The sequence below is a fragment of the Neisseria sp. P0024.S006 genome (assembly GCF_051956595.1).
GTDB lineage: Bacteria > Pseudomonadota > Gammaproteobacteria > Burkholderiales > Neisseriaceae > Neisseria.
Genome location: NZ_JBQCXH010000007.1, coordinates 1 through 22030 on the forward strand (window position 1 = coordinate 1; position 22030 = coordinate 22030).

The window sequence follows — 22030 nt, forward strand, 5'->3', positions numbered from 1 at the left end:
ACGCCGCCAACATCGCCAAAGGCATCAACTTCGGCGGTACCACCGGCAGCAACAACTACGCATTGGGCGACACCATCAATGTCAAAGGCGACAGCAACATCATCAGCGAAACCGTAGCCGGTGGTGCGCAGCTGAAACTGGCCGATGTGTTGAATGTCGGTCAAGCGGCTCCGGTGAAAATCGATGGCAATAAAGGCGAAGTCAGCGGCTTGAGCAATACGACTTTGGGCGGCAGCGATTTTGCCCAAGGCAAACGTGCGGCGACTGAAGAGCAGCTGAATGCAGCCCAAGATCAGTTGGTGAATGTATTGGGTGGCAATGCGGCCAATAACGGCGGCAACATCAGCATGACCGATATTGGCGGTACGGGTGAGAACAACATCCACGATGCAATCAAAGCTGTTAATGCAACTGCCAATCTGCCTTTGACTTTCGGCGGCGACAGCGGCAAAGACGTTGAACGCAAACCGGGTACGAAGCTGAATATTGTCGGCGGTCAAACCGATGCAGCCAAACTTTCAGACGGCAATATCGGCGTTGTAGCGAATGGCTCTGATAAGTTGGAAGTCAAGTTAGCTAAAGACTTGGCAGTTGACAGCGTGAAAGCCGGCGATACCACAGTCAATACTGACGGCGTGAAAGTTGGCGATGTCAACCTGACTAAAGCCGGCTTGAACAACGGCGGCAACAAGATTACCAACGTTGCAGCCGGTACCGATGATACTGATGCGGTGAATGTTGCTCAGTTGAACAAAGCTGCAGCTGCGGCTAAGACTGAAGTCGTTCAAGGCGATAACATTGTTGTTACTCAGGATGTCGGCGCCAATGGCCAAACCATTTACAAAGTGGCTACCGATAAAAACCTGAAAGTAGACAGCGTTACCGCAGGCGATACCGTGATGAATAATGACGGTGTGAAAGTGGGCGATGATGTTGCCTTGAACAAAGACGGCTTGAAAGCAGGCGATGTTAACCTGACCAAAGCTGGCTTGAACAACGGCGGCAATAAGATTACTAACGTTGCGGCCGGTACGGATGACACCGATGCAGTCAATGTTTCCCAACTGAAACAAGCTGCGGCTGCATCTAAGACCGAAGTCGTTCAAGGTAAGAACATCGTTGTGACTCAGAAAACAGGCGACAAGGGTCAAACTGTTTACGAGGTGGCAACCGATAAAGACTTGGATGTTGACAGCGTGAAAGCCGGCGATACCACAGTCAATACTGACGGTGTCAAAGTGGGTGACGATGTTGCCTTGAACAAAGACGGCTTGAAAGCAGGCAAAGTGAACTTGACGAAAGACGGCTTGGACAATGCGGGCAACAAAGTAACCAACGTAGCCGACGGCGACCTCAATGCCAACAGCAAAGACGTCGTCAATGGCAGCCAACTGTTTGCGACCAACCAAAACGTCGCCAACAACGCCGCCAACATCGCCAAAGGCATCAACTTCGGCGGTACCACCGGCAGCAACAACTACGCATTGGGCGACACCATCAATGTCAAAGGTGACAGCAACATCATCAGCGAAACCGTTGCCGGTGGTGCTCAGCTGAAGTTGGCTGACGAGATTAGCGTGAAGACCGTGAATGCCGATACCTTCAAAGCAGGCGATACTGTGATGAACAAAGACGGCGTGAAAGTCGGCGATAAAGTTGCGTTGAACAAAGACGGTCTGACCGCAGGCAATACCGTGGTCAACAATGACGGCGTAACCATCGCTGCACCGACTGAAAACAATCCGAACAACCAAGTCAAATTGTCTCCTGTCGGTCTGAACAGCGGCGGCCAACGCATTACCAATGTGGCTCCGGGTAAAGACGGTACAGACGCGGCAAACGTGAACCAGTTGATTGGTTTGGGTACCGAGTTGCAAAACAACATCAACCAAGTAGGTAAGAAAGCCTACGCAGGTGTGGCCGGTGCGATTGCCCAAGGCTCGATTCCGCAAGTAACCCGTCCGGGTGCGACCGGTATCGGTGTCGGCAGCGGCTACTACGGCGGTCAGTCTGCCATGGCCATCGGCGTGTCTGCGATGAGCGACGGCGGCAACTGGATTGTCAAAGGCAACTTCTCGGCCAATACCGACGGTCATGTCGGTGTCGGTGCCGGTGCGCTGTATCAGTGGTAAGTTGGCAATGACAGGCAACTAGATTTGCTGCCTGAATAGGGAGGCCGTCTGAAATTTTAGGTTTCAGACGGCCTTTTTTTCTGAAAACACTTGAATTTGGGCTATCTGAAACGATATGCTTCATCTATTTACCGCATAACCCCGAAAGAGAAAAAATGAGCAAAACCGTCCATTATTTGAAAGACTACGCCGCGCCAGCGTACCGTATTCTGAAAACCGACCTGCATTTCGATATTTTAGAACCGCAAACCATCGTCAAATCCAGCCTGACCGTCCAACCTGAAAGAGCAGGGGAGCCGTTGGTATTGGATGGTTCGGCAAAACTGCTGTCTGTGAAAGTAAACGGCCAGGCCGTAGATTATGTGTTGGAAGACGAAAAACTGACGATTGCCGGCGTGCCGTCTGAAAACTTCACGCTGGAGGTGGAAACCGAAATTTTGCCGGCTGAGAACAAATCTCTGATGGGTCTGTATGCTTCCGGCGGCAACCTGTTCACCCAATGCGAACCGGAAGGTTTCCGCAAAATTACCTTCTACATCGACCGTCCGGATGTCATGTCTAAATTTACCACCACCATTGTTGCGGATAAAAAACGCTATCCGGTGTTGCTGTCTAACGGCAATAAAATCGATGGCGGCGAGTTTTCAGACGGCCGTCATTGGGTGAAATGGGAAGACCCGTTTGCCAAACCGAGCTATCTCTTTGCTTTGGTGGCAGGCGATTTGGCGGTAACGGAAGATTATTTTACGACCATGAGCGGCCGTAAGGTCAAAATCGAGTTCTACACCACTGAGACAGACAAACCTAAAGTCGGTTTTGCCGTGGAATCGTTGAAAAATGCGATGAAATGGGACGAAACGCGCTTCGGCTTGGAATACGATTTGGATATTTTCATGGTCGTTGCCGTGGGCGATTTCAATATGGGCGCGATGGAAAACAAAGGTTTGAATATTTTCAACACCAAGTTCGTGCTGGCCAACAGCCGTACCGCGACCGATACCGACTTTGAAGGCATTGAATCTGTGGTCGGACACGAATATTTCCACAACTGGACGGGCAACCGCGTGACCTGCCGTGATTGGTTTCAATTGTCGCTGAAAGAAGGTTTGACCGTATTCCGTGATCAAGAGTTTTCCGGCGATCGGGCCAGCCGCGTGGTGCGCCGTATCGACAATGTCCGTATGCTGCGCTTGTTCCAATTCCCTGAAGATGCGGGTCCGACTGCGCATCCTGTCCGCCCGGCCAGCTATGAGGAAATGAACAACTTCTACACCATGACCGTCTATGAAAAAGGTGCGGAAGTAGTGCGCATGTATCACACCTTGCTCGGTGAAGAGGGCTTTCAAAAAGGCATGAAGCTGTATTTCCAACGCCACGACGGTCAGGCGGTAACCTGCGATGATTTCCGTGCCGCAATGGCAGACGCAAACGGCATTAATCTTGATCAGTTTGCTTTGTGGTATAGCCAAGCCGGTACGCCGGTTTTAGATGCTCAAGGCCGTCTGAAAGATGGTGCGTTTGAATTGACCATCAAACAAACCATTCCTGCCACGCCCGATATGGCGGATAAACAGCCGATGATGATTCCGGTCAAAACCGGTTTGCTAAATGAAAAAGGCGAAGCGGTTGAGTTTGAATATCAAGGCAAACGGGTGAAAGAGGCGGTTTTGGTATTGACTGAAGCCGAGCAGACTTTTGTGTTGGGCGGCGTCGATGAGCCGGTTATCCCGTCTCTGCTGCGTGATTTTTCTGCACCGGTTACCCTGAACTATCCGTACAGCGATCAAGAATTGGCGACTTTGCTGGCAGCAGATGAAAATGAGTTTGCCCGCTGGGAAGCTGCTCAAACCTTGTACCATCGCGCCATTAACGCCAACCGTCAGGCATTGGCAGAAGGCCGTCCTTTGCCGGAACATAAAGCCTTGATGGATGCTTTGGCTTTGGTGGTTTCCGGTGACTTTGATCCGGCATTCCGCGCTATTTTGCTGCAAATGCCGTCTGAAACCGATGTATGGGCGGAAGAAGAAAATATTGACCCGATTCAAGTTCATCAGGCGCGCGAAGCCTTGCTCAATGCTGTTGCCGTCAAGTTCCTGCCTCAATGGCACGAGCTGAACCGTCAAGCTGCCGAGCAAGAAAACCAGGCTGATGCCGCTGTTCGTTATGAATACAGCCCGGAATTGGCCGGCTGGCGAACTTTGCGCAATGCTTGCAGGGCATTTATCCTTCGTGCTGACGCAGCGCATATCGAACACGTTGCGGAAAATTACGAGGCAATGGCGCAAAACATGACCCACGAGTGGGGTATCTTATCCGCAATCAACAGCAATGAAAGCGAAATCCGCGATCGCTTGTTGACGCAATTTGCCGATAAATTCGCCGATGATGCCTTAGTAATGGACAAATACTTTGCCCTGATTGCTTCAAGTCGACGTAAAGATACTTTACAGCAAGTTCAGACGGCCTTGAATCATCCTAAGTTCAGCATCGAAAACCCGAATAAAGCCCGTTCTTTGTTGATCAGTTTCAGCCGCAATATTCCGCACTTCCATGCAGAAGACGGCAGCGGCTACCGCTTTATAGCCGATAAAGTGATGGAAATCGACCGCTTTAACCCGCAAGTTGCCGCCCGACTGGTGCAGGCTTTCAATATCTGCAACAAATTGGAAGCCAACCGAAAAGCCGTCATGACCAAAGAATTGCAACGCATCAATGCACAAGAAGGTTTGTCCAAAGATGTGGGCGAGATTGTCGGTAAGATTTTGAATGAAAAATAAATCTTGTTTGTTGACCTTATTGTAATCTAGCAATAAGGACAGATAGCTTAAAGGCCGTCTGAAACCGATTGGTTTCAGACGGCCTTTTTATATATCAACGCTTAAATTAATTTTTGTTGAGGGTGGGTAATGGGAATAAAAAAAGAGCCTGCATAAAACAGGCTCTTTTTCATACTAATCCGAAGATTAGAATTTGTGACGCAGGCCAACCAAACCAGAGATGGTTTCAACTTTGTGAGGGCCAGACTCAGCACCACGCAACCAGCCGGCAGAAACCAAAGCAGTAGTGCGTTTAGAGAAGTCGTAGTCAGCACCAACGATAACTTGGTCGTATTGAGTGCCTTTCAGTTTTTCGCCGTCAACTTTAGCTTTGAAGCCGTGAGCGTAAGAAACGCGAGGAGTTACGTTACCGGCGCGGTAAGCGGCAGTAGCAGCAACTTCGATAGTTTCAGCAGGACGGCTATCCAAGCCAGCAGCAGTACCGAATACTACGTTAGAAGCGTTGGTACCGGTAGCACGCATAGCAGAAGTTACAACACCGTTAGATTGGGCTTCAGCGTAGTCACCCAAAGTTTCCCAGTTTTTAGCGTATTGACCGGCTACAGATACGAACAGGTTGTTAGCATCGTAACCACCTACCAAGCGGTGTACGTGACCGTCTTTTTCAGAAACGGCGTTTTTACGGAAACCACCGACGTATTGACCGAAGAAGCCAGAGTTTTCGTAGTTCAGGCCAGCGTAGTAAGTGTCACGGGTAGCGTCGTTGTGAGTGTATTTGTCAGAAGGGTTAGCATTGTCGCGTGGAGTGTATTGTACGCTTGCGCTGAAGCCTGAGAATACAGGGCTGTCGTAACGTACAGAAACTGCACGTTCGTCAACACGGGTAAATACAGACATATTCAAAGCGCCGTTGCTGCTTTCCCATTGGTCAACATTGTCGCTAGAGTCTTTAACAGTAGAGTTCAGTTTACCGGCACGAATTTTACCGAAGCCACCTTCCAAACCGATGAAGGATTCGCGAGAAGCCCACTCTTTGTCGCCACCGGCGATAGAAGTGTTTTGTTCAACTTGCCAGATGGCATTCAGGTTGTTACCTAAGTGTTCGTGGCCTTTGAAGCCGATACGTGAGCCGAAGTCAGCGATTTCGGTAGCAGTTTTAGAGCTTTTATCGTGACCCAGTTTAGCAGCAGTTTGTTCACCCAATTTTACTTTGGATACTTCAACGCCAGCTTTAATTTGGCCGTACAGAGTTACGTCAGCCATAGCTGCAACAGGCAGAGCCGCCAGAGTCAGGGCAATCAGTGATTTTTTCATTGCTGTTTTCCTTTTTTAAGTGTGAAGAAGCGAGCATTCGTTCTTCTTATTACGATATCGTTCTCTTTCAACGATTCCATGACCATAATATAAAGGTTATGGCCTAGGAAAACAAATTTTCCTCTTGTTTTGAGTGATTTTTGCGGGGAAACGTTGTTTTTTACAGACAGGGTGGAAGTGGGAGACTGCCTTTTATTTTGTAATGTGTTTTTCTAAAAGGGAATTTTGGGATGGCTATAAAATATGGGGGATATAAAATTTGGTTGTGAATATTGTTTATCGTGTTTTCAGACGGCCTTGGTAATTGGAATTTATCGTGTATTGGGTTTGCAAATATATAAAAAACCTGCCTGATTGCTCGGGCAGGTTTTATTTGATTGAAAGACAGATTAGTTTTTGTCTTGGTCAACCAGTTTGTTTTTGGCAATCCAAGGCATCATAGAACGCAGTTGAGCGCCGACTTTTTCAATTTGGTGGTCGGCGGTCAGACGGCGGCGGGCTGTCATGCTGGCATAGTTGACGGCGCCTTCTTGGATGAACATTTTAGCGTATTCGCCGGTTTGGATGCGTTTGAGGGCGTTGCGCATGGCTTCGCGGGATTTGTCGTTGATGACTTCGACGCCGGTTACGTATTCGCCGTACTCTGCATTGTTGGAAATGGAGTAGTTCATGTTGGCGATGCCGCCTTCGTAAATCAGGTCAACAATGAGCTTCATTTCGTGCAGGCATTCGAAGTAGGCCATTTCTGGGGCGTAGCCTGCTTCGGTCAGGGTTTCGAAGCCGGTTTTGATCAATTCGACCACGCCGCCGCACAATACGGCTTGTTCACCGAAGAGGTCGGTTTCGGTTTCTTCGCGGAAGTTGGTTTCAATCACGCCGCCTTTGGTGCCGCCGTTGGCTGCTGCGTAAGACAGGGCGATGTCGCGTGCTTTACCGCTTTTATCTTGGTAAACGGCGATCAGGGAAGGTACGCCGCCGCCTTTCAGGAATTCGCTGCGTACGGTGTGGCCTGGGCCTTTAGGGGCAACCATGATAACGTCGAGGTCGGCGCGGGGTACGATTTGGTTGTAGTGTACGTTGAAGCCGTGAGCGAATGCCAATACTGCGCCTTCTTTCAAGTTTGGCTCGATTTCGTTTTTGTATACGATAGGTTGGTTTTCGTCAGGCAGCAGAATCATCACAACGTCGGCTGCTTTGGTTGCTTCGGCAACGGTGCGCACGTCGTGGCCGGCTGCTTCGGCTTTTTTCCAAGAGCCACCTTGGCGCAGACCGATGACGACATTTACGCCGGAGTCTTTCAGGTTTGCTGCGTGTGCGTGACCTTGTGAACCGTAACCAATGATGGCAACGGTTTTGCCTTTGATCAGAGAAAGGTCAGCGTCTTTATCGTAATAAACTTGCATTTTATTTCCTTAGTGTAAGAGGGTTCCGGACAATCCGGGTTGAGTTAAAAGTAATAGGGGTTAAGCGGGGACTTGGTTCATCAAGACGATTTCCAATGCTTCGGTTTTTCCTTCGATGGATTTGACGAAGTTTTGGAAATGTTCGCTGGCATTGTGTTCGTCAATAGCTGCTTGGGATTTCCAATTTTCTACGAATACGAAACGGTTGGGTTTGCCGATTTCTTGGTGCAGGTCGTAGCTGATGTTGCCTTCTTCTGCACGGCTGGCTTTGACCAATTCTTTAAATTGGGCAGCCAGAGCCTCGGTGTATTCGGGTTTGACGGTAACTAATGCAACGATTTGGATGCTTGACATGTTTGTCTCCTGCTGTTTTTCAGACGGCCTTGGTTGAAAGTAACAGGCCGTCTGAACGATACAGCGTTAAATTTTCAAAATACGCTCGCCGCGGCCGATGCCGGCTGCGCCTGTGCGTACGGTTTCCAAAATTTGAGCACGACCGACTGTTTCGAGGAAAGAGTCGAGTTTTTCGGTAGAACCTGTGATTTCGATGGTATAGCTGCGGTCTGTTACGTCAATAACGCTGCCGCGGTAGATTTCGGTCAATCGCAGGAATTCGTCGCGGTCTTTGCCGACGGCGCGGACTTTTACCAACATCAGTTCGCGTTCGACAAAACGGCTTTCGTTCAAGTCAACCACTTTGACAACTTCAATCAGTTTGTTGAGTTGTTTGGTGATTTGCTCGATGACGTGCTCGTCGCCGTGGGTGACAATGGTCATGCGGGATAAGGTTTTGTCTTCGGTTGGGGCTACGGCCAGGGAATCGATGTTGTAATCGCGTGCGGAGAACAAACCTACCACACGGCTCATCGCACCTGATTCGTTTTCCATCAGAATAGATAAGATATGTCGCATTTCTTTCTCCTTACGCTTTTGCAATATCGCGCATGTGCGGCGGCAGAACCATTTCATCCAAACCTTTGCCGTTGCCGACCATAGGCAGTACGTTTTGTTTCTTGTCTGTCAAAAAGTCGAGGAATACCAAACGGTCTTTTTGGTTTAATGCTTCCAACAGGGCGCCTTCGACGTCGGATTTTTTGTCCACACGGATGCCGATATGGCCGTAGGATTCGGCCAGTTTGACAAAGTCGGGCAATGAATCGAAATAGGTTTCCGATTCGCGGTTGCCATAATACAGCTCCTGCCATTGGCGAACCATACCCAAATAGCCATTGTTCAATGTAACGACATTGATGGGGACATTATATTGGAAGCAGGTGGACAGCTCTTGGATATTCATTTGAATAGAGCCCTCGCCTGTGATACAGAAGACGTCTTGCTCAGGAGCCGCCAGTTTGGCACCGAGGGCGTAAGGCAGGCCTACACCCATCGTACCCAGACCGCCGGAATTGAGCCATTGGCGGGGACGCTCGAATGGATAGTATTGAGCGGCAAACATTTGGTGTTGGCCAACGTCGGAAGTAATAATGGCTGAGTTTTTGGTAATTTCTGCCAGTTTTTGAACAACGTATTGCGGTTTGATGATTTCGCTGTCGTTTTCAAACCACAGGCAGTTGCGCGAACGCCATTCTTCGATGGTTTTCCACCATTTGTCCAATGAGTCGGCTGAAGGCGCAGTTTCTTGTTTGCCCCACAGATGAGTCATTTCAGTCAATACGTTTTTAACGTCGCCGACAATCGGAATGTCCACTTTAACTCGTTTGGCAATGCTGGACGGGTCGATGTCGATATGGATGATTTTTTTGGGTTTGTCCAAGAATTTTGACGGTACGGAAACAACGCGGTCGTCAAAGCGCGCACCGATTGCCAAAACGACGTCTGCATTTTGCATCGCCAAATTGGCCTCGTAAGTGCCATGCATGCCCAACATGCCCAAGAATTGGCGGTCGCTGGAAGGGTAGGCGCCCAAACCCATTAATGTGCCAGTACAAGGTACGCCGGTCATGCGGACAAATTGGGTCAGTTCATCGGAGGCATTGCCCAACACCACGCCGCCGCCGAAGTAAACGATGGGGCGTTTGGCAGAAGCCAGCATTTGTATGGCTTTTTTAATTTGGCCGATGTGGCCTTGTACAACCGGTTGGTAGGAGCGGATGAAGATGTCTTCTTGCGGATAGCTGAATTTGGCCATCGCTTGGGTTACGTCTTTAGGAATATCGACGACAACGGGGCCCGGACGGCCGCTGGCGGCAATTTGGAAGGCTTTTTTAATCGTATCAGCCAGCTCGCCAATATTGGTAACCAAAAAGTTGTGTTTGACACAAGGGCGGGTAATGCCGACCGTATCCACTTCTTGGAACGCATCTGTACCGATGAGGGAATTGCCCACTTGGCCGCTGATGACGACCAGGGGGATAGAATCGCTGTACGCAGTGGCAATACCGGTCAATGCGTTGGTTACGCCCGGGCCGGAAGTTACCAAGGCTACACCGACTTTGCCGCTGACGCGGGCATAGGCATCTGCCGCATGTACGGCTGCCTGCTCATGGCGGGTCAGAATGTGCTTGAATTTGTTGAGTTGGAAAATGGCATCGTAGATTTCGATAACCGCACCACCGGGATAGCCGAATACGTATTCAACACCTTCGGCTTTGAGACTTTGCACGACGATTTGTGCGCCTGATAATTGCATATTGACCTCTTTTATGCGGTTTCTAACCAATAGGAACAATCCGCCTCACCACAGCACCTGTAATGCAATTCCGTCAAGCAGCGATTTAGGGTACGCGCATTGAGGGAATACGGCGACAGTCAGACTATCCAAACAATTGGAAAGGAACACAGAGTTTGTGAAAAAGAGTAGAAAAGATAACGCAAACCGACTGTTCAATCAAGATAAAATCTTTCATCTTTTAACATTTGAAACGGGAAAATAGATTGAAGGTTGATTTTAAAGAAATAAAAAAACAGTTTTATTGATCTTGGTGTGGATGGATTGTTGACAGTTTGAGTAAGGAGAAGGTTTTTGCAAATGACGAATAGCAAAAAACCTCTTGACTGAATCAAGAGGTTTTTTAAATTTGGTGCCCAGGGTCGGACTCGAACCGACACACCTTGCGGCGGGGGATTTTGAGTCCCCTGCGTCTACCAATTTCGCCACCTGGGCTAGCGAAGAAGTCGTCATTATAGCGAGTTCTCGAATCTTGTAAAGCGGTATTTAAAAAAAAATTGAATTATTTTTATATTTATTTGATTTTTAATGAATTAAACTTTTTGAGTTTAATGCCTGTCCAAATGGAAGGTAGGTTTTTAAAACAAAAAAAACGGTATTTATCTGCAAAAGGGCTACTTTTAATGTGTCAAACGCGTTAATATGAAGATGTTTTGTTTTTAGACTGGCCGGGTGGTTGTTTGGCCTTATTTATTTGAAACGGTTTTGGAGAAAATTTATGCTTTCCGTTACACGAACTTTCTTACTCAGTGCTATTGCGTTGGCCACCCTGGCTGCTTGTCAGCCTAAAGAGGAAGCCAAAGAGGCTTCTTCGGCGCCTGCCGCTTCTGCCGCACCGGCCGCTTCCGGTGAATCTACTGCCAAAGCGCAAGCGCGTGGTACCGATATGCGCAAAGAAGACATTGGCGGCGATTTTACATTGACCGATGGCGACGGCAAACCTTTCAGCCTGAGCGATTTGAAAGGCAAAGTGGTTATCCTGTCTTTCGGTTATACCCACTGTCCTGACGTGTGCCCGACCGAGTTGCTGACTTACAGCGACACTTTGAAACAATTGGGCGATCAGGCTAAAGACGTGAAAGTGGTATTCGTCAGCATCGACCCTGAGCGCGATACGCCTGAAGTAATCGGCAAATACGCCAAACAGTTCAACCCTGATTTTATCGGCCTGACAGCCACCGGCGATCAAAGCCTGCCTGTCATCAAACAGCAATACCGCGTGGTATCGGCTAAAGTTAACCAAAAAGAAGACAGCGAAAACTATTTGGTCGACCACTCTTCAGGTGCATATTTGATTGATAAAAACGGCGAAGTGGCGATTTTCTCGCCTTATGGCAGCGAGCCGGAAACGATTGCGGCTGATGTGAAAACTTTATTGTAAAACCGTAGTTAAGGCCGTCTGAAATGGGTTGTGGATTTCAGACGGCCTTCTTGCTTTTGATACGGCAAAGGAAAAGAAAAAATGACCGACACACTTTTAACGATTGCTTTATCCAAAGGACGGATTTTTGAGGAAACCCTGCCGTTGTTGGCTGCCGCCGGTATTGTGCCTGCGGAAGAGCCGGAAAAATCGCGCAAGCTGATTATTGGTACCAATTATGACAACATCCGTTTGGTGATTGTGCGTGCGACCGATGTACCGACTTATGTGCAATATGGTGCGGCGGACTTCGGCATTGCCGGTAAGGACGTGCTGATCGAGCATGGCGGAGACGGTTTATATCAACCTTTGGATTTGCACATCGCCTCATGCCGCATGATGGTTGCAGTCAAAAAAGGTTTTGATTACGCCGCCGCTTCCAAACCCGGCAGTCGCTTGCGGATTGCTACCAAATACCCCGACATCGCCGCCGAACACTTTGCCGACAAGGGTGTGCATGTGGACATCATCAAGCTGTACGGCTCGATGGAGCTTGCGCCTTTGGTCGGTTTGAGCGATGCGATTGTCGATTTGGTTTCCAGCGGCAATACGTTAAAGGCCAATGGTTTGGAAGCTGTGGAACATGTGGCTGATATTTCCAGCCGCTTGGTGGTCAACAAGGCGGCCTTGAAAACCAAATATGCGCTGTTGAATCCGATTATTCAGGCATTTGAAAGTGCCGCCAAGGCCGTCTGAAAAGTTTTTGGTAAAACCTGTCTGCCAACCCAGTTTGAAAGCCCTGTCATGATGCAAAGCAAACCGACACTCGATACGATTCTTTCCCATCGTTCCATCCGCAGGTTTACTTCCGAACCGATTGCCGATGAAATCCTCAATACGCTGGTTCGCGCCGGGCAGCAGGCTTCGACTTCCAACAACCTGCAATGCGTTTCCATCATCCGCGTATCCGACCTTGCGCTGAGGCAGGGGATACATGAAGCGGCAGGAAGCGCACCTTATATTGTCCATTGTGCGGAATTTTTATTGTTTTGCATCGATTTTTCCAAACACAAGGCAATGTTTCCCGATGCACAAATTGATTGGGCGGAGGTAACCCTGATTGGTGCGGTCGATGCGGGCATTATGGCGCAAAACGTATTGCTTGCCGCCGAATCGCTTGGGCTGGGCGGCGTGTATATCGGCGCGTTGCGCAATAATGCGCAAAAAGTATCGGACGTATTGAACCTGCCGGATTATTGCGTGCCTTTGGTGGGGCTGTGCCTCGGTTATCCCGACCAAGATCCGCCGCTCAAACCGCGCCTGCCTAAGCAAATGGTGTATGCCGAAAACGCCTGTCCGAGCCTGAATGCCGATGCCGTTGAAGCCTATAATCAGGCAGTAGCGGATTATTATGAGTTGCGCAAGGGCAGTCCGATACCTTGGAAGGAATCGCTGGCCAAAACCTTGGGTAATCCTGTGCGGCCGCATATGTTGGCGTTTTTGCAGAAAAAAGGTTTTTTGAAAAAATAATGTTCAGACGGCCTATGTGTGGCTGAGGCCGTCTGAAAACAAAAGGAACGAAACAAGGAAGAGAGCAAACCATGAAGAAACTCGACACCCAATCCCCTGATTTTCAAGCCGAACTCAAAGCACTGCTTGCTTTTGAAACCGCGCAAAACCCTGAAATCGACCGTATTGTTGCCGATATCTGCGCCGATGTTCAAAAACGCGGCGATGCGGCGCTGATTGAATACACCAACCGCTTTGACGGCACATCCGCTCAAACCATCGACGATTTAATCCTGACGCAAGACGATTTGCAGTCTGCGTTTGAGCGTTTGCCCGAAAACATTCAGACGGCCTTGAAAACGGCCGCAAGACGGGTGGAAAGCTATCATAAACACCAAAAAATGGAGTCGTGGACTTACGAAGACGAAGACGGCACGCTTTTGGGCCAACAGATTACGCCGCTTGACCGTGTCGGTATTTATGTTCCGGGCGGTAAAGCCGCTTATCCGAGTTCCGTCATCATGAACGCCATGCCTGCCCACGTTGCCGGCGTGAAAGAAATCATCATGGTCGTTCCCACTCCGAAAGGCGAGCGCAACGATATCGTGTTGGCGGCTGCTTTTGTGGCCGGTGTAACCAAAGTGTTTACGGTCGGGGGTGCGCAGGCGGTTGCGGCTTTGGCTTATGGTACGGAATCCGTGCCTCAAGTCGATAAGATTACTGGCCCGGGCAATGCCTTTGTCGCTGCGGCCAAACGCCGCGTGTTCGGCGTGGTCGGTATTGATATGGTGGCAGGGCCGTCTGAAATTTTGGTGATTGCCGATGGTACGACGCCTGCCGATTGGGTGGCCATGGATTTGTTCAGTCAGGCGGAACACGATGAAATTGCACAAGCGATTTTGATCGGCACTTCTCAAGCGTATTTGGACGAAGTTCAGGCGGCCATGAACCGCTTGATTGAAACCATGCCTCGCCGTGCGATTATTGAAGCTTCATTGGGCAACCGCGGCGCAATGATTTTGGCTAAAGACTTGGACGAGGCCTGCGAAATCGCCAACTATATTTCTCCAGAGCACTTAGAACTGTCGGTCGAAAATCCGCAAGAGTGGGCGAAAAAAATCCGCCACGCCGGCGCTATTTTCATGGGACGCTATACCAGTGAAAGCCTTGGCGACTATTGCGCAGGCCCCAACCACGTTTTGCCGACCAGCCGCACGGCGCGTTTCTCTTCTCCTTTGGGAACATATGATTTCCAAAAACGCTCCAGTCTGATTCAGGTTTCAGAACAAGGTGCGCAGAAGTTGGGCAAAACCGCCAGCGTGTTGGCGCATGGCGAAAGCTTGACCGCGCACGCCAGAGCGGCTGAGTTTCGTTTGAAAGACTGAGTGAAACGTTGGTTAAAGTCGTAAGAAATCAAAAAAAGGGCATCTAAACAGATGCCCTTTTTATTGTGATGAAGATTTTAGCTGAGAAGGTATCAGGCCGTCTGAAAACAGGTTTAACGGTTTTTCAGCCAGTCATTACGCATTTGTGCGGCTTCTTCAAAATAGCGGTAAAGCTCGGTTTTGTTGCCGTCTGAAAGGAGTTGTTCCAATTTGGATAATTGTTCTTTCAAATCGCTGGTCAGTTTGAGCAGGGCAGGGTGGTTGGCCATGCAGATGTCTGTCCAAACGGCAGGGTGGCTGGAGGCAATGCGAGTAAAGTCGCGAAAGCCGGTAGCGGCATAGGGGAGGTAGTCTTTGCCATGCGGATGGTCGAACAAAGCGTGGACGTAGGCAAAGGCGGTCAAGTGCGGCAAGTGGGAAACGGCGGCAAAAATATTGTCATGTTCTTCGGCACTCATGGTGAAAATCTGTGAACCAACCGCCTGCCACAGGCTTTTCAACCGTCTTAGGCCGTCTGAAGCCTCTTGGCCGTGCAAGGTAATGATCAGGCGGCTGTTTTGAAACAAACCGCAACGCGCGGATTTTGCGCCGCTTTGATCCGAACCGGCAATCGGGTGGGCGGCAAAACATTGCGGCAGGCGCTCGGACAAGTGGGTGCGGAAGGCATTGAGTGCCGATTGTTTGGTGCTGCCGACATCGGAAACGCAGGCCGTTTCTTTTAAGAAAGGCTTGATGCCGCGGCATACGTCAGGCAGGACGGAGACCGGCGTGGCAATCAAAACCAAATCGGCATGGCCGATGCTTTCGGCGCAAATATTCGGGTAGGCATGGTCGATAATGCCGCAGTCGAGCGCGTAATTGAGGTTGTCGGCATTGGTGTCGATGCCGGTAACGCTTTGCACCAGCCCCAAGCGTTTGAGGTCGAGCATGAACGAACCGCCGATTAAACCGACGCCGATAAGGGTGATATGGGGGAAAAAGGCGGAAGTGTTCATGGTTTGCATCCGGTTTTAAATGGAAAAGCTTATTTTAATCTGTCATCGAGGCCGTCTGAAAGATGAAATCAAGGTTTCAGACGGCCTTTTTTAGGGGCGATTTTTCATGATTTAGGCATAGAAAAATCCGTTTAGTAGGATCATGTAACCGATTATCAGATTTTCATACACTAAAATAATCATCTGAATTAGTATAACGTCTTAAAGTAAGTAATTGGTATTTTAAAGTAAATTATCACATCATATTTTATTCTGATTGGTATCGGATAAAATAATTCACTCAGAAAGAAGAAATTTATGAGTTTTTCACAAACCGAATTAGTCAATGCAATGCATTTGCTTTCCACCCGCCTGCCTCAATTTCCCGAGCAGCAAAACCAAGTATCTCGCATGTTGCGCATTGTAACCGAACGTTTGAGCAGCCATTTGAATGAAAACCTGAAAGCGTTCGGCATCAATGAAAATCTGTGGTTTTCCCTGATGGCGGTTTACGTCAGCCCAAACAGCGAAATCCTGCCTTCGCGCTTGAGCGACCTGATGGACTTGACACGCACCAGTGCCACACGCCTGTCGGACGATATGGTTGAGCGCGGCTGGGTGGAGCGTTATATCAATCAAAAAGACCGCCGTCAGATTGTGCTAAAATTGACCCCTTCGGGTGAGACCTTTATCCACGAAGTATGGCCGCAAATTGCCCGTCAGAGCGGCCAAGCGTGGGAAGATTTCACGAAAGAGGATTATGATACGCTGCAACACCTGTTGGGTAAACTGTTGAACCGTTTGGGCAATTGACAACAGACGGCCTGATGGTCTGCGGCAGGCACACATAAATGGAGTCTGTATGAAATTAGGTTTGGTCAAATCAAGCGTATGCGTTGCCGCAGTTTCGCTGTTGGCGGCATGTGCGCCCTTCGGCAAACAGTCGCCTTTGGATGAGACAACAGCCTATCCGCTGCCGCAAGGCCAATCTGCCGCTGCTGCCCAAGACGGCTGGTGGATGAAGCTGAAAGATCAAAAATTAAACAATTTGATTGCTTCCGCCATTCAGACATCTACCAATCTGCGTGTCGTCAAAGCAAGGTTTGAGCAGGCTCAGGCGCAGCTGGGAGTTATAGGGGCTGCAAACAAACCTCAAATCGGCTTGGGTGTTACAGGTTTGGGTGCTTATGTTTCACCCAAACCTCAAGCCGGTATGGTCGATACCGACCATACATTGGTTTTGGCGAACGCAGCCTTGCAAGGCAGCTTGGTTTTTGACTTTTGGGGTAAAAACCGAGAGCAGATTCAAGCCGTTTTGGGAAAAAGCCGGGCTGCGGTTTATGAGGCGCAGCACATCCGCACAGAGCTGGCTCATGCCGTTGCCGCCCAATATTTTGCGTGGCAGATGGCGACAGAACAACTGGCGCTGCTGGATACGCGCATAGAGTTGGCGGATAAAGCATTGAAACTGATGCAACAACGCGTTAAGGCGCAGCTGGCGCCTGCCGATGCATTGCACGCTCTGGAAATGGCGCAACAACAATTGCAGCTTGAAAAATCGGCATGGACTCAGAAAAACGAGAAAATCCGCAACAGTCTGGCTGTATTGACCGGCCGTGTACCGGGTGCATTGAATGGACAGGTTCCGGAAAAAATGGCCGCTGTGCCGTCATTGCCTGTTAGCCGTATTGAAGCGGACTTGCTGGCGGCCCGCCCCGATATCGCGGCACAAAAAGCCTTGCTTGAAGAGAAATGGCATATCGTCAAATCGACAGAAGCAGAGTTTTATCCGAATATTGAGTTAAAAGTTTTGGCAGGCATGACGCATATTGATGCGTTCAATCTGATTCGCGGACGGACGTCCGGTATGTTGGGCATTGTTCCGGCTTTGAATCTGCCATTGTTTACTTCCGGCGCGCTGCAATCCAAATTGGCAGGCAAACGCGCCCAATATAACGAGCAGGTTGCCGTGTACGACCAAACTGTTTTGAATGCCATGCGTTCGGCGGCAGATGCCGTCGTGGACTATCAAAGCCTGAAAAGCCGACAAGATACTTGGAACAAGATGGTCAATATCGCGGATAAATCTGTACAAAATGCGAAAGGACGTGTTCGTGCAGGCTTGGATAACGGCTTGACTGCCTTGCAAAAACAAGACGAAGCTGTGCGTACGAAAATGTCGGCAGCCCAATACCATGCAGAATATCTGACAGCTTGGAGTAACCTCAATGCCCAGTTGGGTGGAGGTTTTAGATTAAATAAGAAATAAACGTTTTATCAAACGGCAGGCCGTCTGAAAGGGATTTCAGACGGCCTTTTCCTTACCTGATTTACATTTGCTACCGGAAGAAATTATTGTAATGAATAGAGTGTAACTATAAAATATGACCCTTTAGCGCGTTAAATGCGCGTATTGGGGGCTGATGGTATAAGTCAGCTACCCGACAAGACAATAATATCGTTATCACATGTGCAGAATTTAAAGTTGGGACTTATGGATACTCAATCAGAAAAAAATAATGTCCAAAATGAAACAGAAGTAGCCGCTTCTGGTGCTAAAACGCATCGCAAACGCAATTTGGTTATCGTTACACTCCTATTCCTTATTACGGCAGCCGTAGTTGCTTTGGCGTATTTCCTGTTTTGGCAGCATGAAGAAGAAACGGAAGATGCTTATGTGGCCGGTCATTTGGTGATGATTACGCCGCAGGTGAACGGCACGGTGCGCAAAGTCATGTATGACGATACGGATGTCGTGAAAAAAGGCGATGTGCTGGTGGCTTTGGATGACAGTGATTTTCAGCTGGCATACGATCGCGCACAAAATGAGTTGATTCAGGCCATCCGTCAAAATAAGCAGCAAACTGCGGTCAATTCAAAAGCCAAAGCGCAAGTATTGTTGCGTAAAGCCGATCTGGCCCGTGCGCAAGCCGATTTGCGCCGCCGCGAATCTTTGGCGGGTACGGAAGCGGTTTCCGGTGAAGAACTCAGCCATGCACGCGCCGCTGTGGTTCAGGCTCAGGCTGCGTTGAAAGCGGTTGAGGCGGAAGAAGTTTCTGCTCAGGCAGCGTTGGGCAGCAATATTCCGCTGCGCCAACAACCGGCGGTTCAGACGGCCATCAGCCACATCAAAGACGCTTGGCTGAATCTGCAACGTACGCAAATCCGTTCGCCGATCAGTGGCCAAATTGCCAAACGCAATGTCCAAGTCGGCCAACGTATCGCGCAAGGTACGCCGATGATGGCCGTTGTACCTCTGTCTGAATTGTGGGTGGATGCCAACTTTAAAGAATCGCAACTGCGCAAAATGAAAATCGGCCAGCCTGTTGAAATGACAGCCGATTTGTACGGTAGTAAAGTGGTTTACCATGGCAAGGTAATGGGCTTGTCGGCCGGTACGGGCAGTGCGTTCTCATTACTGCCGGCGCAAAATGCAACGGGCAACTGGATTAAAGTTGTGCAACGTGTGCCTGTGCGTATCAGTTTGGATGCCAAAGAATTGCAACAAAATCCGCTCCGTGTCGGTTTGTCGATGACTGTTAAAGTTGATATTGCCGAGAAGGGCAGCGGTAAAGCCATGACTGCTGAAGCAGAACGAAATACTGCGCTGCCGGAAACGGAAAGTGTGGATTGGAAAGCCGCCGATGCTTTAGTCGATAAAATCTTCGAGCAATACGCAAAATAATCTTTTCAGACGGCCTGGGTCTTTTATTGAAGGCTCAGGCCGTCTGAAATATTGATTCTCTTCAATCGACCGCTTTGGCGGTTGTCTTATAGTTTAAAAATATGAATTATCCGCCGTTACAAGGGTTTAAGCTGGTGTTGGCAACGTTGGCGCTCAGCTTGGCCGTATTTATGGAAGTCTTGGACAGCACCATCGCCAACGTCGCCGTGCCTGTTATCGCAGGGGATTTGGGTGCGGCGACCACGCAGGGCACTTGGGTGATTACCTCATTTGCCGTAGCCAATGCCATTTCCGTCCCTCTGACCGGCTTTTTGGCCAAGCGGTTTGGCGAGGTTAAAATCTTTATTGCTGCCGTGATTGGTTTTGTCGTAACGTCATGGCTGTGCGGTATGGCGCATAATCTTCAAGCCTTGGTTTTTTTCCGAGTGTTGCAAGGCTTTATCGCCGGGCCGTTGATTCCTTTGTCTCAAAGTCTTCTGATGGCTTCCTATCCGCCTGAAAAACGAACATTGGCATTGGCTTTATGGGCGATGACTGTCGTCGTTGCCCCTGTGTTGGGGCCGATTCTAGGCGGTTGGATTTCGGACAACTGGCATTGGGGATGGATTTTCTTTATCAATATCCCAATCGGGATTTTATCCGCCTCCATTGCTTGGAAACAGCTTAGACACAGGGAAACCGAAATCATTAGGGCGCCGATTGATTATGTCGGGCTGGTGTTGATGATTGTCGGTATCGGCGCATTGCAAATGATGCTTGATAGGGGCAAAGAGTTAGATTGGTTTGCCTCAGGAGAGATTATCGTTTTGGGCGTTACCGCTTTGGTGTTTCTGACCTATTTTATTGTTTGGGAGCTGGGCGAGAAATACCCGATTGTTGATTTGTCATTGTTTAAAAATAGAAACTTCACGATAGGCGTTGTTGCGACATCCTTGGGCTTTATGGTCTATATGGGCACATTGACCCTGCTGCCTTTGGTGTTGCAATCAAATCTCGGCTATACCGCTACTTGGGCTGGTTTGGCTGCTGCGCCGGTGGGTTTTTTGCCGATTATTCTGTCGCCGATTATCGGTAAGTTTGGTAATCGCGTCGATATGCGTCTGTTTGTCAGTGCCAGCTTTTTGGTGTTTGCCTACACATTCCATTGGCGAACCGATTTTTATGCCGGTATGGATATGAGCAACGTCGTTTGGCCGCAATTTTGGCAGGGTTTAGGCGTAGCCATGTTCTTCCTGCCTTTGACCAGTATCACGCTGTCGCATATGAAAGGCAATCAAATTGCCTCGGCCAGTAGTCTGTCTAACTTCTTGCGTGTCTTTATGGGAGGTGTCGGAGTATCCGTTGTCAGCACCATGTGGGAACGGCGCGAAGCTCTGCATCATACTCAGCTGACCGAACATATTAATTCATTGTCCTCAATCAGCAACCAATCTATTCAAGGCATGATGGCCAATGGCCTGAGCAAAGAGCAAGCCCTGGCTGCGATAAATAGTACCATTTCCCAACAAGGCTTTATTATTGGTTCGAATGAAATCTTCTTGGCAGGCAGCATCATATTTATCAGCATGATCCCCATTATTTGGCTGGCAAGGCCACCATTTAACGGCTCCAGTGGGGGAGGACATTAAATAAAAGGCCGTCTGAATTTCAGACGGCCTTTTATCTATATATTATTTAAGACTTAATAGCAGATCCCTAAAGGCATTCGGATCTTTAATAAATGTCATTTCACCTGATTGAGGAAAATGGAAATCCAGTAGGCGGGACACCCAGAAACGGATACATCCGGCTCTTTGTGCAGTAGGGAAATATGCACGTTCTTCATCAGATAAAGGACGTACGCTTTCATAGCCATGGATAAAAGCATCATAAAGAGCAGGGTCTAATTTATTATCGGCTGTCCGCGCCCAGTCGTTAACTGCAATGGCCAAGTCGTACATGAAATTACCATTGCACGCATAATAAAAATCGATAAAGCCTGAAACTTCATCTCCATTAAGCAGTACGTTGTCTTTAAATAAATCGGCATGGATAATACCGGAAGGCAAATGTTCTCCAAGATTTTCATCTAAAGCAGCAATTTCAGCTTGAAGCAGTTTGGCATCTTCGCTATCTAAAACCGGGAGCAACTGAGTGCAGGCATCGTGCCACCAGCCATCATAACGGGGATTTTTCATTTTTAAAGGAAAATTTTGGCCGGCTAAATGCATTTTGGCCAACATCGCACCGGTATGGAAACATTGTGCCTCAGTCGGCCAGCCGGTATCGGAGCCATTCAAACAAGTTACCAAGCAAGCAGGTTTTCCGGCTAACATAGAATGCAGTCCACCATCTTTACGAGCAATCGGAGCGGCGCAGGCAACGCCATTTTGGCTCAAGTGTTGATTTAGCTCTAAAAAGAAAGGCAATTCCTCTGATTTTAAAACCTCAAAAACAGTCAACACATAACGACCGGTTGAAGTAGTCAGAAAATAATTACTGTTAGTAATTCCTTGAGCAATCCCCTGCAAAGAGACAAAATCTCCCAAATCATATTGCAGCAAGAAATCACGCATTTGAGCGTCGGAAACACTGGTATAGACAGACATAGCAAACTCGAAGCTGAAATAAAATCAAAGAAACATCATACCAAAAAACAAGCGTCAACAATATAAATTAAAGCATAGGTCAAATTCAAAAGGCCGTCTGAAACCAAAATTTCAGACGGCCTTAGTATTGAACCGGGTTGGATATTGGAAGCGAATAGGGAAGATTTGAGGTGTTTTTAGAAAAATAAAAACCCTGTTAAAACAGGGTGGTGAT

General features: G+C 48.8%; 17 protein-coding genes and 1 tRNA gene. 10 read left to right on the top strand and 8 right to left on the bottom strand.

Translation table 11 applies throughout. The features are described from left to right. Together ACTHUF_RS10825 and pepN are read left to right on the top strand one after the other, a co-directional pair. Positions 1 to 2132: YadA family autotransporter adhesin (locus ACTHUF_RS10825; protein WP_440407675.1), on the top strand; the 2132-nt coding region annotated here is incomplete at its 5' end. 155 nt (positions 2133 to 2287) lie between these two features. Continuing rightward, a complete protein-coding gene (pepN, locus tag ACTHUF_RS10830) occupies positions 2288 to 4909 on the top strand; it encodes an aminopeptidase N (RefSeq protein WP_315095226.1) in 2622 nt (873 codons plus the stop codon). Between the two features lie 186 nt (positions 4910 to 5095). Here the strand turns inward: pepN and porB are convergent, their stop codons facing one another. From porB to ACTHUF_RS10860, 6 genes are all read right to left on the bottom strand, one after another. After that, a complete protein-coding gene (porB, locus tag ACTHUF_RS10835; RefSeq protein WP_440407677.1) occupies positions 5096 to 6223 on the bottom strand; it encodes a trimeric porin PorB in 1128 nt (375 codons plus the stop codon). A gap of 389 nt (positions 6224 to 6612) precedes the next feature. Then, entirely contained in the window at positions 6613 to 7626 is a 1014-nt protein-coding gene (ilvC, locus tag ACTHUF_RS10840) for a ketol-acid reductoisomerase (protein WP_004521030.1), read from the bottom strand. Between the two features lie 60 nt (positions 7627 to 7686). Continuing rightward, positions 7687 to 7980 carry a putative quinol monooxygenase gene (locus ACTHUF_RS10845; RefSeq protein ID WP_107857323.1) on the bottom strand — a complete coding sequence of 98 codons (294 nt, stop codon included), beginning with the start codon at positions 7978 to 7980 and terminating at the stop codon, positions 7687 to 7689. Between the two features lie 66 nt (positions 7981 to 8046). Continuing rightward, positions 8047 to 8538 carry an acetolactate synthase small subunit gene (ilvN, locus tag ACTHUF_RS10850; protein ID WP_003748480.1) on the bottom strand — a complete coding sequence of 164 codons (492 nt, stop codon included), beginning with the start codon at positions 8536 to 8538 and terminating at the stop codon, positions 8047 to 8049. Between the two features lie 10 nt (positions 8539 to 8548). Further along, entirely contained in the window at positions 8549 to 10276 is a 1728-nt protein-coding gene (ilvB, locus tag ACTHUF_RS10855; RefSeq protein ID WP_315095219.1) for a biosynthetic-type acetolactate synthase large subunit, read from the bottom strand. Between the two features lie 389 nt (positions 10277 to 10665). Further along, a tRNA-Leu gene (locus ACTHUF_RS10860) sits at positions 10666 to 10750 on the bottom strand. 283 nt (positions 10751 to 11033) lie between these two features. On the opposite strand from ACTHUF_RS10860, the gene ACTHUF_RS10865 reads away from it, so the two are divergent. The 4 genes from ACTHUF_RS10865 to hisD all read left to right on the top strand — a co-directional run bounded on the left by ACTHUF_RS10865 (position 11034) and on the right by hisD (position 14569). After that, positions 11034 to 11696 (top strand): SCO family protein, encoded by a 663-nt coding sequence (locus ACTHUF_RS10865; protein WP_049349096.1) that lies wholly within the window; start codon positions 11034 to 11036, stop codon positions 11694 to 11696. Between the two features lie 81 nt (positions 11697 to 11777). Beyond that, entirely contained in the window at positions 11778 to 12431 is a 654-nt protein-coding gene (hisG, locus tag ACTHUF_RS10870; RefSeq protein WP_440407680.1) for an ATP phosphoribosyltransferase, read from the top strand. 48 nt (positions 12432 to 12479) lie between these two features. After that, positions 12480 to 13205 carry an oxygen-insensitive NADPH nitroreductase gene (gene nfsA, locus ACTHUF_RS10875; protein ID WP_440407682.1) on the top strand — a complete coding sequence of 242 codons (726 nt, stop codon included), beginning with the start codon at positions 12480 to 12482 and terminating at the stop codon, positions 13203 to 13205. A gap of 71 nt (positions 13206 to 13276) precedes the next feature. Further along, positions 13277 to 14569 carry a histidinol dehydrogenase gene (gene hisD, locus ACTHUF_RS10880; RefSeq protein WP_107738085.1) on the top strand — a complete coding sequence of 431 codons (1293 nt, stop codon included), beginning with the start codon at positions 13277 to 13279 and terminating at the stop codon, positions 14567 to 14569. A 113-nt stretch (positions 14570 to 14682) separates the two neighbouring features. Here the strand turns inward: hisD and ACTHUF_RS10885 are convergent, their stop codons facing one another. Then, entirely contained in the window at positions 14683 to 15564 is an 882-nt protein-coding gene (locus tag ACTHUF_RS10885) for a prephenate dehydrogenase (RefSeq protein ID WP_440407683.1), read from the bottom strand. A gap of 297 nt (positions 15565 to 15861) precedes the next feature. On the opposite strand from ACTHUF_RS10885, the gene ACTHUF_RS10890 reads away from it, so the two are divergent. From ACTHUF_RS10890 to ACTHUF_RS10905, 4 genes are all read left to right on the top strand, one after another. Next, on the top strand, positions 15862 to 16356 hold the full coding sequence (locus ACTHUF_RS10890) for a MarR family transcriptional regulator (protein WP_003748495.1): 495 nt from the start codon (positions 15862 to 15864) through the stop codon (positions 16354 to 16356). Positions 16357 to 16405: 49 nt separating this feature from the next. Next, a complete protein-coding gene (locus ACTHUF_RS10895; RefSeq protein ID WP_440407685.1) occupies positions 16406 to 17812 on the top strand; it encodes an efflux transporter outer membrane subunit in 1407 nt (468 codons plus the stop codon). Positions 17813 to 18037: 225 nt separating this feature from the next. Further along, a complete protein-coding gene (locus tag ACTHUF_RS10900; protein ID WP_036493529.1) occupies positions 18038 to 19228 on the top strand; it encodes an HlyD family secretion protein in 1191 nt (396 codons plus the stop codon). Between the two features lie 101 nt (positions 19229 to 19329). Beyond that, the gene (locus ACTHUF_RS10905) at positions 19330 to 20856 is read left to right on the top strand and encodes a DHA2 family efflux MFS transporter permease subunit (RefSeq protein WP_101755862.1); all 1527 of its coding nucleotides are present in this window, start codon (positions 19330 to 19332) and stop codon (positions 20854 to 20856) included. Positions 20857 to 20898: 42 nt separating this feature from the next. Here the strand turns inward: ACTHUF_RS10905 and thrB are convergent, their stop codons facing one another. After that, on the bottom strand, positions 20899 to 21816 hold the full coding sequence (thrB, locus tag ACTHUF_RS10910; protein ID WP_440407687.1) for a homoserine kinase: 918 nt from the start codon (positions 21814 to 21816) through the stop codon (positions 20899 to 20901). Between the last annotated feature and the right edge of the window lie 214 nt (positions 21817 to 22030).